Origin of the sequence: Jiangella gansuensis DSM 44835, from assembly GCF_000515395.1 — a bacterium.
Lineage (GTDB): Bacteria > Actinomycetota > Actinomycetes > Jiangellales > Jiangellaceae > Jiangella > Jiangella gansuensis.
The window spans coordinates 2,608,020-2,622,819 of record NZ_KI911782.1; the positions used below are offsets into that span (position 1 = coordinate 2,608,020).

At 72.0% G+C, this 14,800-nt stretch carries 10 protein-coding genes; 4 read left to right on the forward strand and 6 right to left on the reverse strand.

Translation table 11 applies throughout. The annotated features are described in order from the left end of the window. Positions 1-239 precede the first annotated feature (239 nt). Both JIAGA_RS0112575 and JIAGA_RS0112580 read right to left on the reverse strand, forming a co-directional pair. A complete protein-coding gene (locus tag JIAGA_RS0112575) occupies positions 240-1,187 on the reverse strand; it encodes a hypothetical protein (protein ID WP_026875934.1) in 948 nt (315 codons plus the stop codon). 309 nt (positions 1,188-1,496) lie between these two features. Continuing rightward, positions 1,497-2,408 (reverse strand): Gfo/Idh/MocA family protein, encoded by a 912-nt coding sequence (locus JIAGA_RS0112580; RefSeq protein WP_026875935.1) that lies wholly within the window; start codon positions 2,406-2,408, stop codon positions 1,497-1,499. A 75-nt stretch (positions 2,409-2,483) separates the two neighbouring features. Here JIAGA_RS0112580 and JIAGA_RS0112585 point away from each other — a divergent pair, with 75 nt between their 5' ends. The 4 genes from JIAGA_RS0112585 to JIAGA_RS0112600 are packed head-to-tail and all read left to right on the forward strand — an operon-like array spanning position 2,484 to position 7,593. Continuing rightward, positions 2,484-5,192 carry a bifunctional acetate--CoA ligase family protein/GNAT family N-acetyltransferase gene (locus JIAGA_RS0112585; RefSeq protein WP_026875936.1) on the forward strand — a complete coding sequence of 903 codons (2,709 nt, stop codon included), beginning with the start codon at positions 2,484-2,486 and terminating at the stop codon, positions 5,190-5,192. A 51-nt stretch (positions 5,193-5,243) separates the two neighbouring features. Continuing rightward, positions 5,244-5,825 (forward strand): DUF5998 family protein, encoded by a 582-nt coding sequence (locus JIAGA_RS0112590; RefSeq protein ID WP_026875937.1) that lies wholly within the window; start codon positions 5,244-5,246, stop codon positions 5,823-5,825. Positions 5,826-5,829: 4 nt separating this feature from the next. After that, positions 5,830-6,939: an alkaline phosphatase family protein gene (locus tag JIAGA_RS0112595; RefSeq protein ID WP_026875938.1), complete on the forward strand. Its 1,110-nt coding sequence runs from the start codon at positions 5,830-5,832 to the stop codon at positions 6,937-6,939. 6 nt (positions 6,940-6,945) lie between these two features. Then, a complete protein-coding gene (locus tag JIAGA_RS0112600) occupies positions 6,946-7,593 on the forward strand; it encodes a thymidine kinase (protein WP_026875939.1) in 648 nt (215 codons plus the stop codon). Positions 7,594-7,615: 22 nt separating this feature from the next. On the opposite strand, the gene JIAGA_RS29440 is transcribed toward JIAGA_RS0112600, so the two are convergent. The 4 genes from JIAGA_RS29440 to sepH all read right to left on the reverse strand — a co-directional run bounded on the left by JIAGA_RS29440 (position 7,616) and on the right by sepH (position 14,719). Further along, entirely contained in the window at positions 7,616-8,068 is a 453-nt protein-coding gene (locus JIAGA_RS29440; protein ID WP_051426019.1) for a hypothetical protein, read from the reverse strand. 11 nt (positions 8,069-8,079) lie between these two features. Continuing rightward, on the reverse strand, positions 8,080-8,670 hold the full coding sequence (locus JIAGA_RS0112610) for an RNA polymerase sigma factor (protein WP_026875940.1): 591 nt from the start codon (positions 8,668-8,670) through the stop codon (positions 8,080-8,082). 802 nt (positions 8,671-9,472) lie between these two features. After that, complete coding sequence (locus JIAGA_RS29445; protein ID WP_169738861.1) at positions 9,473-13,288, reverse strand: phosphodiester glycosidase family protein; 3,816 nt, start codon at positions 13,286-13,288, stop codon at positions 9,473-9,475. A gap of 306 nt (positions 13,289-13,594) precedes the next feature. Then, entirely contained in the window at positions 13,595-14,719 is a 1,125-nt protein-coding gene (gene sepH, locus JIAGA_RS0112620) for a septation protein SepH (protein WP_026875941.1), read from the reverse strand. Positions 14,720-14,800 lie beyond the last annotated feature (81 nt).

Sequence of the window (14,800 nt, forward strand, 5' to 3'; positions counted from 1 at the left end):
GGTGCCTGCCGACTCGTCGTGGGCGCTGGCTGCCGGGGCCGCTGTGACGACGAGAGTCGCGGCCGGACCGGGGGGCCATCCCCAGGCGAACTCACGCTGCCCCAGGCAAGCATCCCTGGTGGAGCGGGAAGACCCATGGTGGACGTGATCATTTCCGGGGGCGGGGTGGATACGGCGAACGGCGGTGGGTGATCCCGAAGGACCACCCACCGCCGTTCGATGGGTTATTCAGCGTTCGGTCAGCTGAACGCCGGGCCAGCCTCGACGGCCGCTTCGGAAGCGACCTCGGTGCGAGCCTCGATGTCCGCGCGGACCTCGGCCTTGCGGTCGGCCGCGACGTCGCTGCGGACGGCCGAGCGGGCAGCGGCGGCAGCAGCCGAAGCCTCGCAGTTCTCCTCGCCACGGACGCGGTTGTTGTCCGCGACCAGGCTGGCGTTGCCGGAGCAGGTGAGCGCACCCCGGACGACGTTGTCGGAGACGTAGGCCTCGCCGGTGTTGTCGGTGACGTTGAGGTCGCCGCCGAACACGTTGAAGCCGCAGCCGGTCAGCGGCGCCGAAGCACCGATCTGCAGGATCTCGCCGTTACCGCTGAACGTCGCGTTGCCGTCAACCTCCGAGAGGCAGAACACGCTGCCCTGCTCGGCGGCGGTGACGGCCACGGTGCCCTCGACGACGGTGTCGTACACGTCGGTGAGGGTGTCGCCCGTGGTCGCGAGGTTGCGGGTGACCCAGCCACTCTCGATGAAGGTCTCACCGTTCGTGGAGGTGACGTTGCGCGCGTGCGACGAGTCCACGCTGTAGAAGAAGCCGGAGTCGGTGGCCGTGACGTTGCTGGCCAGCGTGCTGCCCTCGGTGTAAGCACCGTAGGCACCGTTCAGCACAGTGTTGCCGGTGACCTCGGTGCCGACGACATCGGCGAAGCCGTTCGCCAGGACGCGAACGTTGCCGTTCACGGTGGCGCCGTCGAGCAGCAGGTTCGCGTCTGCCCGGACGGTGACGTTGCCGTTGACGGTGACGTTGGTCAGCTCGCACGACTTGCCGGCCGCGACCACGAGGTCTCCCGGCACGGTGACGTCGGCTGCGACCCCGTCGCAGAACGTCGTCAGCGAGGCTTGCGACGGAGCGGCGAAGCCGATGGCCATCAGGCCGGCTGCCGCCGTCGTCAGGGCGATCTTTCGGTAGCGCATGTGCGCTCCTCTCTGCGGATGGTGCGTGAATGACGCGTTCCTCGCGCCCGTCCGATCCACGGCCGGGTCCGGGGGACCCGCATCGGGCGGATTGCGCGAAGAGGTCGGGAGGCTCTGCTCACACGAATCAGTACGACGTGACCGAGTTCGACGCGTCAGGCCCCCCTCTCCATATCGGAGAACTTCGTACGACGTGCACTCTTTCCGGGGAATGACGATCATGTCAAGGTTTAGCCCGGATTTCGGGGCGACTTGTCGACCTTCGTTCGCTTGCGGGTCACGATTCGAGCCGGCCAACGCCTGGGACGTTCATTGATCCGACATTTGTCGGGTGTGTCGGGCATTCGTGAGTTGGTGCGATGCTGCCGCGAGTATGTCGACGATGTCGCGTCCGAAGGTGACGCCGTACGGGTGCGGTTCGGCGCCTGGCCGGGCGGCGGCCACCAGTTCGGTGATCGCCCCGCTCAGGACCTCCACGACCGGGGGGCGACGGTCCGGCAGCTCGGTGTGTCCGGCACCGCCCCACAGCCGGGCGTAGCTGGCCGACGCAGCCGACGGAGCAGCCTGGGAGACGGTGGCAGTGCTGGAGGCGCCGCCGCGGTGCTGGAGCACCAGGTGAGTGGTGCCGAGCGGGTCCTCGTGCGCCGACACCGACGCCACCGGGCCGAGGACCGGCACGAGCACCGACAGCGCGTGCGGCCCGAGGTCCCACAGGCCGCCGTCGGGTTCCAGCCGCCACGGGGTGGAGAAGACGCCCTCCTCGCGCTGCACCGAGCCGAGGGTGAGCGCCAGGCCGCCTTCCCACGGGTGCTCCGACGCCGCGCATTCGGCCAGCCAGGCGCGCACTTCAGAGCGGAACAACTGGGTGAAGAAGACGACGCTGGCCACTCCGGCGTCGAGGACCGCCGCCTCCAGGTCCCGCGCGATGCCGGCGTCCTTGGCGATCGGCTTCTCCAGCAACAGATGCTTGCCGGCCCGGGCCGCCGCGGTGGCCATCGGAGCCTGGACGTCCGGAGGCACCGAGAACGCGACGGCATCGACGGTGTCCAGCAGGGCGTCGTAGTCGTCGTAGGCAGTGGTGTCCATGGCGGCGGCGATGGACGCCGTCCGGCCGGGGTCGCGTCCCCAGATGCCGGCCAGCGTGACGCCGGGTGTGGCCAGGAGGGCGGGAGCGTGAGTGGCCCGGGCCCAATGCCCGGTACCGACCAGTCCGAAGCGCATGCACCGGACACTAGAGCATGTTTCGCCGGCGACTCCGGCGCCGCAGCGGGGGAACGCCCGCTAACCTGGGTGATCGTGGACGCAGCGCCGAGCGGCACGGTGTCGTATCCGTCGCACTGGGAGGCAGACGTCGTTCTCGCCGACGGCGCGACGGCGCACCTGCGCCCGATCCTCCCCGCCGACGCCGAGCGCCTGGTGGAGTTCTACGCACGCGTCAGCGACCGGTCGAAGTACTACCGGTTCTTCGCGCCGTACCCGACGTTGACCAGCCGCGACGTCGACCATTTCACGAACGTCGACCACGCCGACCGGGTGGCTCTCATCCTGCTGGTGGGCGACGACATGATCGCCGTCGGCCGGTACGAGCGGGTCAACCGCACCGAGGCCGAGGTGTCGTTCCTGGTCGAGGACGGCCATCAGGGCCGCGGCGTGGGCAGCGTGCTGTTGGAGCATCTGGCCCAGGCCGCGCGGGAACGGGGGCTGCGGCGGTTCGTCGCGGACATCCTCCCGGCCAACCGCAAGATGATCACCGTCTTCGCCGACGCCGGTTACACCGTCGACAACAGCTACGAGGACGGCGTCGTCCACGTCGAGTTCGAGATCACGCCGACCGGTCCGTCGCTGGAGGTCATGGCGGCGCGGGAGCACCGGGCCGAGGCCCGCTCCATCGAACGGCTGCTGACCCCGCGATCGGTGGCGGTGGTCGGCGCCAGCCGCTCCCGCGACAAGGTGGGGCAGACCCTGGTGCGCAACCTCGTGCTCAGCGGGTTCACCGGCCCGGTCTACGCGGTGAACCGTGCGGCCCGGGCCATCACCGGGCTGCCGGCCTACAGGAGCGTCCGTGACATCCCCGGCGAGGTCGACCTCGCGGTCGTCGCCGTGCCGGCCGACGCCGTCACCGATGTGGTGCTCGACTGCGCGGCCAAGGGCGTGCGCGGCCTGGTGGTGGTGTCGTCCGGGTTCGCCGAGACGGGGGAGCCGGCCGGCCGGTCGCGGCAGGCGGAACTGGTGCGGCTGGCCCGTGCGCACGGCATGCGCATCGTCGGCCCGAACTGCCTGGGCATCGTGAACACCGACCCGGAGCACTCCCTGAACGCGTCGCTGGCCGCGGTGCTGCCGCCGCCGGGCCGGGTCGGGTTCTTCTCCCAGTCCGGCGCGTTGGGCTCGGCGATTCTCGGCGACGGCGCCGCCCGCGGCCTCGGCCTGTCGACGTTCGTCTCGGCCGGCAACCGCGCTGACGTCTCCGGCAACGACCTGCTGCAGTACTGGCGCGACGATCCCGCGACCGAGGTGGTGCTGCTGTACCTGGAGTCGCTGGGCAACCCGCGGAAGTTCTCGCGGCTGTCCCGCGCCGTCGCGGAGGTGAAGCCGGTGGTGGCGGTGAAGAGCGGGCGGTCGACTCAGGGCGTACCGCTCGGGCACACGGTGCGTCCCATCGAGGCACCGGCACCGGCCCTGGACGCGATGTTCCGCCAGTCGGGCGTGGTGCTGGTCGACACCATCTCGGAGATGTTCGACGTGGCGCAGGTACTGGCCTACCAGCCGCTACCGGCCGGCCGGACGGTTGCCGTGATGGGCAACTCCGGCGCACTGTGCCTGCTGGCCGCGGATGCCGCGGTCAGCGCCGGCCTGGACGTGTACGGCGACCCGTTGAGCTTCGGCGCCGGGGCGACGGCGGACGACTACCGCACGGCGCTGGCCACGCTGATGGCCGAGCCCGACGTGGCCTCGGTGCTCGTCGTCTATGCCCCGGCCGTCGACGCCTCCAGCGGTGACGACGTCGCACAGACGATCGCGGAGGTCGTGGCCGGTGCGGCCAAGCCCGTCGTCGGGACGTTCCAGGGTCACCGCGGCGTGCGGGGCCCGGGCCAGCTCCCGTCGTACCCGTCGCCGGAGGAGGCCGCCCGCGCGCTGGGGCACGTCACGGCGTACGCCGAGTGGCGCCGACGCAGCCACGGCTCCGTCCCGGCGGTCGACGGCTGCGACGCCGAGACGGCCACCCGGACGGCCCGCGGCGCGTACGTCGCCGTCCGCGTCGCACAGACCGCCGAGGCCGGCAGCCCGGGCGGCACGGAGCCGGGCGGGGCAGAGCATCACGCCGAACCGGTGGACCTCGACCCGGACCGGCTGCGCTCCCTGCTGGCCACCTACGGCGTCGACCTGCTGCCGATGCGCCCCGCCCCGACGCTGGACGACGCACTCGCCGCCGCGGCCGAGCTGGGTGGGGAAGTGGTGCTGAAGGCCACCGCGCCCCGGTTCCGGCACCGGCCGGACCTCGCCGCGGTGTGGCGCAACATCGACCACCCGGACGAGATGCGCGCCGCGTGGGCCACCCTCACCGGCACCATCGCCGATCCGGCCGGGGCGGAGTTCGTCGTCCAGCCGATGGCGCCGCCGGGCGTGCCGGTGGTCGTCCAGGCGTGGGAGGACCCGATGTTCGGGCCGGTGGTGTCGTTCGGTGTGTCCGGAGTGGCGTCCGAACTGCTCGGCGACCGGTCGTACCGGATCCCGCCGCTGACCGACCGCGACGCCGCGGAGATGGTCCGTGAGGTGAAAGCGGCCGCCTTGCTCATGGGCTATCACGGCGGCATCATGGCCGATCTGAAGGCCGTCGAGGACCTCCTGCACCGCATGTCGCGGTTGGTCGACGACGTCCCGTGGGTACAGTCGGTCGAACTCAACCCGGTGCTCGTCGGCGAGTCGGGGCTGGCCGTCGTCAACGGCTCGGCCCGGGTGGCGCCGCCGGCCGGGCGGCAGGACTGGTACACGCGGCGGTTGACCTGACCGTCGCGGCGGGTTGGCCTGACGACGGCGGCAACGTGCAAGGATGGGGGAATGGCGGAAACAGGGACGCGTGAGGCACTTCGCCTGGCCATCCAGGAAGCGGGCTACTACCCGGACCTCGTCGCGGACATGCTCGAGACATCGCTGGCCGGCGAAGCGGTGACCTCGTACGTCGTGCACCACGAGCCGCATTTCGACCGCGACGAGCTACGGCGGCATGTCAGCGTGCTGGTGCTCACCCCAACCCGGCTCATCGTCGGGCACACCGACGAGTACCCGTCCGACGACACCCACGACGTCCCGTACGCCACCACCTCCACCGAGGCGGTGCCGCTGGACGGGGTCACCTCGGTCGTGGTCAGCCGCACGGTCACGGCGCCGGCGGCGTACCGCAGCGGCACGCCCGCGCTCGACGTCGTCCTCACCGTGGGCTGGGGCGCCATGAGCCGCATCGATCTCGAGCCCGCCACGTGTGGCGACCCGGACTGCGAGGCCGACCACGGCTACACCGGAGCGGTGACGTCCGACGACTTCACGCTGCGGGTCAGCGAGGCCGGCGACGGCAGCCATCGGGTGCGCGACCTGCTGACGTTCGCGCGGGAGCTGTCCGCCGCCACCGTCAGCGTGCGGTGAGGCAGTGCTCCTTCCGCGTTACGGCGAGGCTGCTCTGTCCGACCTCGTTCCCTCGGTGCTGGGCGCGCTCGGCGTCCGCGGCGAGCACGACATCCTCGGCCTGCCGCCGGTGCCGCGGTACTGCATCCTGCTGGTCGACGCCCTGGGCTGGAACCTGCTGCGGGCGCATCCGGTGCAGGCACCGTTCCTGACGTCGCTGACCGGCCGTGCCATCACTGCGGGGCTGCCCACCACCACGGCCACCAGCATCACCAGCCTCGGCACCGGGTTGCCGCCGGGCCGGCACGGCGTCGTCGGCTACACCTCGCGCGTCCCCGGTGGGACGGCGCTGTTCAACGCGTTGAAGTGGGAGCCGGCGCTGGACCCGCTGACGTACCAGCCGTACCCGTCGGTCTTCGAGCGGGCCGACCGGGCCGGCGTCGCCACCACCGTCATCGGGCAGAGCAGCTTCCGTGACACCGGGCTCACCCGGGCCGCGCTGCGCGGTCCCTTCCGGGCCGCCAACAGTTACGGCCAGCGGGTCGCGGCCGCGGTGACCGCAGCCGAGGCGGGCTCACCGTCGCTGGTCTACGTGTACGAGGGCGACCTCGACTACACCGGGCACCAGCACGGCTGCGGCTCGGCGGCGTGGCGCTACCAGCTGGCCATGGTCGACCGGTTCGCCGAGCAGCTGTACGACGAGTTGCCGGCCGGCACCGTCCTGGTCGTCACCGCCGACCACGGCATGGTCGATGTCGACCCCGAGAAGCGCATCGACGTCGACGACATCCCGGCACTGCGCGACGGCGTGGCGCTCGTGGCCGGCGAGGCACGGTTCCGGCACGTGTACACCGAGCCCGGTGACGGCGTGGCCGGCGACGTCGCGGCGGCATGGCGGTCTGTGCTGGGTTCCCGCGCCACCGTCCTGACCCGGGCCGAGGCGGTCTCGGCGGGGTGGTTCGGCGCGGTCGAGGAGCGCGTGGCCGATCGCATCGGCGACGTCGTGGTCAGCGTCGGCGGCGACTGCGCGGTCGAACGACGCAGCGTCTTCCCGGTCGAGACGCGGCTGCGCGGACTGCACGGAGCGTTGAGCGAGGACGAGCTGCTGGTGCCGCTGCTCGTCGGGGAGGCCTGAACCGGCGTGGCTGAGCTGCACTTCTTCACCGGGACCATGGACTGCGGGAAATCCACCCTGGCCCTGCAGACCGACTACAACCACCGGCAGCGCGGACTGTCCGGCCTGATGCTGACCTCGCACGATCGCGCCGGTGAGGCCGTGGTGTCCAGCCGCCTGGGGCTGTCCGTCGAGGCGGTCGAGGTGTCGCCGTCGACAGATCTGTGGGCGCTGGCCGTCGACCGGCTCACGGCGGGCGCCCGCATCGACTACGTCATCGGTGACGAGGCCCAGTTCTACACGCCCGACCAGGTCGACGACCTCGGCCGGATCGCCGACGAACTGGACGTCCCGGTGTACGCCTTCGGCATCCTCACCGACTTCCGCACCCGACTGTTCCCGGGCTCCGCGCGGTTGGTCGAGCTGGCGGACCGGGTCGAGACCCTGCAGGTGGAGGCGCTGTGCTGGTGTGGCCGGCGGGCCACCCACAACGCCCGCACCATGGGTGGGCACATGGTCACCGAGGGGGAGCAGGTGGTGGTCGGCGACACCGGCGTGACCGGCGAGCTCAGCTACGAAGTGCTCTGCCGCCACCACCACCGGCGCCGCATGACGGCCGCGAGCGCCCGCGTGGGCGAGACCGGCGCCGAGCCGCTGCCGTTCGCCGCTGGGTGACGAGGCCAGCGCACCGCGGCGGTCAGATGGTGACCCAGCTGGTGACGACGGTGGGCCGGTCGGTGTCCGCGAACCGGCAGGTCACCGAGATCGGGCCGGCCGGCACCGGTGAGGCGCGGAAGCGGCCGTCGGCGTCGGCGTCCACGCTCACCGCGCCGCCGGCGTGCCGCACCTCGACCGTGGCCGACGCGGGCGCCAGGATCTGGCCCATGACGCGGCGGGCATCGGCCACACCGATCACCTCGAGGACCACGACGGTCTCACCGGCGGAGAACGTCAGCAGCCGCGGCGGCTCGACGGCGCGCACCGCGGCCGTCGGTTCGGTGATGGAGTCGGCCACGAGATCGGCCAGCTCGGCGTCGACGGTGCGCCACGCGAAGCCGGCCTTGGCCGCGTCGACCAGCCGCGACGGCGGCGGGTCGGTGGCCGCCACGACCTCGCGGAGGCGGTCGAGGAGCTGATCGTCGTCAGACACGGAAGCCCCCTTCAACGCCGCGTGACTGGTGTCTCGGCGGGCGCGGACCGGTCGGTGCCGCCGAGTAGCCGGCGCAGGTGCCCGAGGCAGCGCTGCCGGGTAGGGCCGACGCTGCCCACCGGCATGTCGAGTTCGGCGGCGACGTCCGCGTATCGGGGATCTGTGGCAGCGACCGTGAGCCGCAGCAGATCCTGACAGCGCGGCTCCAGGCGCTGGAACGCCCGCAGGACCTCGACCTGCTCCTCGCGCGCCAGGAGTGCCTCGACGGGCCCGGGGTCGGGCCGGGCGGCGTCGTCGGCGCGTTCGGCGATGAGTGCGTCGGGAAGTTCGGTGCCGCCGCGGCGCGCCACCCGCAGGCATTCGCGGCGGGCCGTGGTGACGAGCCAGGCCGGCAGCCGGTCCGGGCGCTCCAGGCGGCCCAGGTTCTCGACCAGCCGCAGCCACGTGGTCTGGAAAGCGTCCTCGGCCTCGCCGGTGTCGAGGCGGTGGCTGCGCACGACCGCCCAGACCAGCGAGGCATGCATGTCGACGAGGCGGTCCCAGGAGCGCTGGTCGCCCCGGGACGCGGCCTCGACGAGCTCGCTGACGGACAGGTCGGCCACCGGGCCGAGTATAGGTCCCGCGCGACGGCGTACCGCCGCCCCAGGGCCGTCGTGCCGGCGTCCCCCGCGCCGGTCGATCGCAATCCGGTGCGCCGCCTACCGTCGTCCCCCGTAACGGCCCGGCTCGGACCGGCGCCCCCCGGGCCGGTCGTCGTCGGGCCGTCGGCCCCCGTGCTGGCCCGCCTCGGATCGGTGCCCCCCGGACCGATCCGCGACCAGCCGTCGTGTGCGGCGCCGGCGTCCCCCACGCCGGCGCCGCGTCGAGTCGAATCCCGCAGGGGCGGCCTCCGCCCCGCTCCGCCCCGCGGAACCATCGTCGTCAGTGACGGGCACGTGCCCCCAGGCACGGCGGACCATGCGTTGCTCACGTACCCGTCACCCCCCGTTGAAATATCGACCATCGCGGTTCGCCCCCCCCCGGCGATCACAGACGCTGTGACAGCAGACGCCGTGGACGTCTGCGTCGCCGCGCCGCGAGGGTCTCGACGATGCGGTGTCTCGACAGAGCCCGCCACGGGTCCAGGGGAGCGTTCGCGTCGCGCACGGGCTGGACGGAGGCGACGGGACGTCGATACGCCACGGCAGCCTCCCTCATGTGCGCGACGCGGCCGGAGGTCCCGGACCCGCGGAACGCCGTCTGGTGGCGACCGGCGTTCACAGATACAGAGCCCGCCGGAACGCCCCAGATACATCTGAATGGGAGATTTCTCAGATCCTCGTGTCGTCGCAGGTCACCAGCGAGCTGACGGGAAGCGGGCGGGCGCCGCACCCGCCGCCCGCCCGCTCCGGAACACCTAGCCCGTCACTCGGTGAGTGTCGCGACCGGGCCGTCCTGGCCGGGCAGGTGGCCGTCGTCGACGGCCGGGACCGTGCTCCGGCCCGTCAGGGGCGCCTCGACGCGCCCCTCGGGCGTGTTCGTCTCGAGCACCAAGTGCGCCGTCGACGTCGTGCCGGCCTCGGACGGCGTGAACTCGACCGGCACCTCGCACGATTCGCCCGGAGCGATCGGTGCGGCGGTGCACTGCTGCTCACCGGTGAGCCGGAATCCACCGGTCCGGCTCCCGCCGGTAGCGGTGACGGACACGTCGGAGATGACCAGCGGCTCGTCACCACTGTTCGTGACTGTCACCGGCTGCACGGCACCGGTGGAGCCCACCGGCGCGGCCGTCAGCACCGGGGCACTGGTGTCGACACGCGCACCCGGACCCGCGTCGGCCACGACCCGGATCGTGTGCTGCCCGGTGACGGGCGCCAGCGACTCCTCACCGGTGTACGGCCGCATCGAGTCGTTCGTGACCTCGAGCGTGATCTCGCCGGTGCGCAGGCCGGTGAGCCGGCGGGTGGCAGGGTCGAGGATCGCGACCTTCCCGGTGTTGCGAGCCCGCCGGACGGCCGCGTCCCCCGAACCGATGGCCAGGTTCTCGTCGCCGGACCAGCGCACGGACATCGGGTAGGCCAGCGGCACGACCCGGCTGCCGGGCAGCACACCGGACGGCTGGACGATATGACCGCCGACGGTCACCGAGCGGTCGACCTCGACGGTTTCCGGGGCATCGATGATCACCTCCTGGGCGAAGGCCCGGACGTCGGCGCTGAGCCACTGCTGGGCGGCGGAGCCGTCCCGGTCGACACTCCACTCGACCCAGCCGGTGAAGCCGCCGCGGTCGGGCGTGCCGTACGGCCCCTTGCCCGACGTCGGCAGGACGACGTACGGCACGCCCTCCCGGCGCTGGACGTCGACGATGCTGGCGTGCGAGCCCACCATCGCGGCGCCCTTGTCGCTGCGCTCGCGGAAGTCCGCCAGCATCGTCTCGATCAGCCGCACCTCCATTCGGTCGCCGAGCTGGCTGGCCTTCGTCTCCGCCGGGTCGTCGACCGGGTGGTGGGCGAAGACGACGACGTTGCTGACCGACTCGTCGTCCGTCGCGGTCTCCAGCGCCTCCTCGAGCATGGGCAGCTGGTCCCAGTCCGAGCCGCGCAGCGTCCCCAGGGCGCTGTTCAGCAGGACGAACCGGGTGCCCTTGTGGTCGAAGGTCCGGTACGGCTGACCGAACTCCTCCTCCCAGTTCTCCAGCGTCGACTGCACGTTGCCCTGGCCGTACGACTCGTGGTTGCCGGGGACGTAGTAGCAGGGCACCGTGCCGGCGTCGGGGTCCGGGGTGCTCTCGGCCGGGGGTTCCTCGCCCACGGCGATCAGCTCACAGCCGCCCTCTTCCAGCACCTGCCGGGCCAGGTCGAAGTCCTCGGGCAGGCCGCGGTCGGTGATGTCGCCGTTGAGCACCACCAGGTCCGCCTCCTCGGCGCGGATGCGGTGCAGCGCGGCGACGGCGACCTGGGCGAGGTCCGGCGCCGACGCGGTGAACTGCACGTCGGACAGCGTGGCGAAGGTCCAGTCCGCGCCCTCGGGCGCCTGGCCGCCGGGCGAGACCAGCGGGTCCGCGCGCAACGGCTCCACCGCGGGCAGGTCGATCTGCGACGGCACATCGGCCTCGAGCCCGGCGATGACGAACCGGCCGGGCACCTGCTGGTCGACGGCGGTGTTGATGCCCTGGAACGAGTTGAAGCGGATCGGGAACGCAACCGACGACGGGATCGAGAACGTCGCGTACTGCCACTCGTCCGACGGCTGCAGGCCGTTGCCGTAGACGCCGACCGAGTTGCCCTCGGCATCCCAGAAGCCGGCGTAGGTGAGGCCGTTCGGGATGAAGACGTCGGACTTGATCTTCACTCGGACGCGGAGCGGCTGGCCGGGGATCTCCACCCACCGGTCCGGGTCGCTGGCCGCAGTGATGCCCTTGTTGCGGGCGGCGCCGAAGTCCAGCCGGATGCCCTCCGGGTCGTCGGAGATGGTGATCGGCACGCCGGCGGTGCCGTTGCGGGTCCACCGCCCGTTGGCGGCGTAGTCGTCGTCGAAGTCGTACACGTCGACCGTCTCGACGCCCACGGTGACCGGCAGCTTCGCGGTCTGCCCGGCGACCGTCATCTCCACGACGGTGCCGCCGGCCGCGAGCGGCGTGATCAGCAGGCCGGTGCCCGACGGCGTCACGTCGATGACCGAGTCGTCGTACGCCAGGTCGAGGTCGACGAACTCGACCGGAGCGGCGAAGCCCTGGGCGTCGCGGCCCGTGACCGCGACCTGGACGGCGTTCTCGGGGCCCGCCTCGGTGATCGAGAGGCGGTTCGTGGACAGCTCGAGCGAGTCCAGCGGCCCGAGGATCCGCATCCTCCGCACGTCATGCGCCGCGCCGGCGGACGCACGGACGACCAGGTGCCCGCGCCGGTCCTCCGGCACGGCCAGGACCGACCCGTCGAACGTGCCGCCGGTGGTGCGCCACCGGACGTCAGCCTGATCGAGCGCGACCGGCGTGAGGTGGTTGTCGACCGCCTTGGCCGTCAGCGTGCGGTGCAGGCCGGGGAACACCCGCGCGTCGTCCTCGTCGGGGGTGATCACGAGCTGCTTGGCCCGGCCGTTGCCCGGTGCGACGAAGACACCCACGCCGTTCGGGTCCGAGCGCTCGGAACCGTCGGACGGACTGTTGCGGACGGTCGCCTCATCCTCGCCGAGCGACCGGGCCACCATGGTGGTGGAGCCGCCGCCGTCGAGATTCCACGCCGTCTCGGCCCCCATTCGGACCATGAACGCCGCCAGCTCGCGCATCGTCATGCCGTTGACCGGCGCCTGCCGGCCGTCATTGGTGACCAGCAGCATCGTGCGGCCGCCGTCCTTGAAGCCGATGACGGTGCGCGGGTGGACGGCGTCGTCGAGCTCGGAGTCCGGGCGCGCGACACCGTCGCGGACGAGCTCGCGGTTGGACCCGATGACGAACTTCATCTGCCGGGCGATCTCGTCGCTCAGGTCGTAGCTCAGGACTGCGTCGTCGCCGGGCTGTAGCGTCCGGATCGCGGCGGCGCCGGCCTCGCGGCCGACCAGGACGAAGGCACCATCGGGGATGGCACCCTCACCGGCAGAGCTCGGGTCGACCGAGACGACCCGGCCGTCCTGCACCAGCGCGGAGGCCACGTCAGAGGCGCCGTTGACGCCTATCGCCCTGCTGTACGACCCCCACGCCGAGGTGTAGGCGATGATCGCGTTCGCCGGGGATCCGGAGATCGCGTTGGGGGAGTTCAACGAGATGACGGGGTGGTCGGTGCCGCCGAAGGTCGCGGTCGCCTGCAGCGTCATGTCGACCGCTCGGCCGATGCCGTCCTGGCCGACGCCGACCTGCTGCCACCGGCCGTTCGGGTCGTACCCGGAGGAGGCGAGCAGGTCGCCGTCCTTCATGGACGCACCATGAGGGGCGCCGGAGTTGTTGATGTCGAAGAAGTCGCCGTTGACGCCGGCGACCGCGCCGGCCTCGCCGACCATCTCCGACACCGGCGCCCGGTCGGTGACGTGCTCGCCGGAGAGCAGATCGCTGGTGACGGCCGGATTGGCGAGGTCAACAGAGAGGATCTGCTGGTCATACCACCCGGTAGGCGTCACCGAGGTCAGCTCGCGCAGCGTGATGCCGGGGCCGATCTGCTCGGTCTGGTCGAGCAGCTCGATCGCGTCGTCGGTGAGCGACGGGCCGTCCGACGCCGCCGCGGTGGTGGGTGTGACGCTGACGAGACCTGCCACGAGGGCGGTCGTGGCCAGCGCGGACAGCGATGGCGTCAACCATCGACGCCGTATTCTGATGCTGGACGTGGACATGGGGATCCCTAGGACAAAGGAATATGGCCAGCGTCATTGAACACGTTGGCGGTGCCTTGTCCGGATTGTCCTGTCGGCGCAGCATCGAACTCTTGATGAAATCCGCTGAAGGTTGTTGTCGCCCATCGCCTTGGCATGCGGTATCACCGCTGAGAGCGGGCATTTCGGGCAGCTCAGCGGTGATATCGCGTACCACGAGGATGACGACGCGGGCCAAGACGCCCGAGTCGGTCAGTCGTTCTTACGGCGTCCGAACATGATCTCGTCCCAGCTGGGCACGCTGGGCCGCCGCGACCGCCCGGAACTCGCCGGCTTACGGGCCGGGGGAGCAGCGTCGTCGGCGGTGGGCGCGAGGTCGGCGGTCTCGTCGGACTCGACGTGCTTGGCGATGTCGCTGAGCCGCAGCCGCTCGCTCGTGGCCTCGTCGTCGGCCGGATCACCAGTGTCGGCGGGATCGGCGGCGTGGTCGTGGAACAGGTCCGGCTCGCGACGCCGACGCTCCGGCCGTCCGCGTCCGCTGCGGCGAGTGCCGCGGCGGGAGGCGGTGGGAATGGGCGTGGTGTTCTCGACGTCGTCGTCGGCGGACTCCGCCGGCTCCTCGGCGTCGCGGACCAGGCCGCGTACCGGAGGCGCACCCAGCGGCGGAGCCAGGAACGGCGGCAGCTCGGGGCCGTCGTCGTCCTCGTCCTCGGCGCGAGGCGGGGCGCCGACGACGGAGAGACGGGCCGGGCCCGTGGGCACCTGCGGCTGGGGCTCCGGCTCCTCGACCGGGCCGGGCGCCTCGGCCGGCAGCACGCCGGCGATGGAGCGGGCGTTGTCGTCCTCGGGCACGACCGTGCGACCGGACGGGTCGAACGAGAACAGCGCGGAGTCCTCCTCCTCGCCGGCCCACGAGAACCGGACCAGCCAGCGGCCGTCGTCGCGCCGCCACGCGTCCCATTCGACGAGGTCGGGGTCGGCGCCGTGCGCCTTGGCGGTCGCGCTCGCGGCGCTTTCGAGGGTCTGCGGCGGGCCGTCACCGCCGAGCCGGCGGACGGTGGCCTGCTGGGCTCGGCTGGCGACGTGCTCGCGCTCGGCGATCACCGGGCCGGCGAAGCGCTCGACCTTCTCCCGCGGCATGCCGGCCACGGCGGCGAGAGCTTCGACGGACTCGCCGGCCCGGATGCGTGCCTGGATGTCGCGTGGACGTAGCTGGCTTTCGAGCCGGATATCCAACTGTCCCAACCTCGCTCGGTCGCCTCGGATCGCGGCGAGCAGGCGGTCGTCCACCCGCAACGCCAGCTGTTCTCCGCCGTGCCCGGAGAGGATGAGATGGTTGCCGTCTTCGCTGACTGCTACCAGCCGAAGCTCACGCACCACCCTCACCTCCGATCACGACTGCCACCATCGTCACCCGCCGCACCTGGTCCGACCAAGCCGCCACGCCGCCAGCGGCCC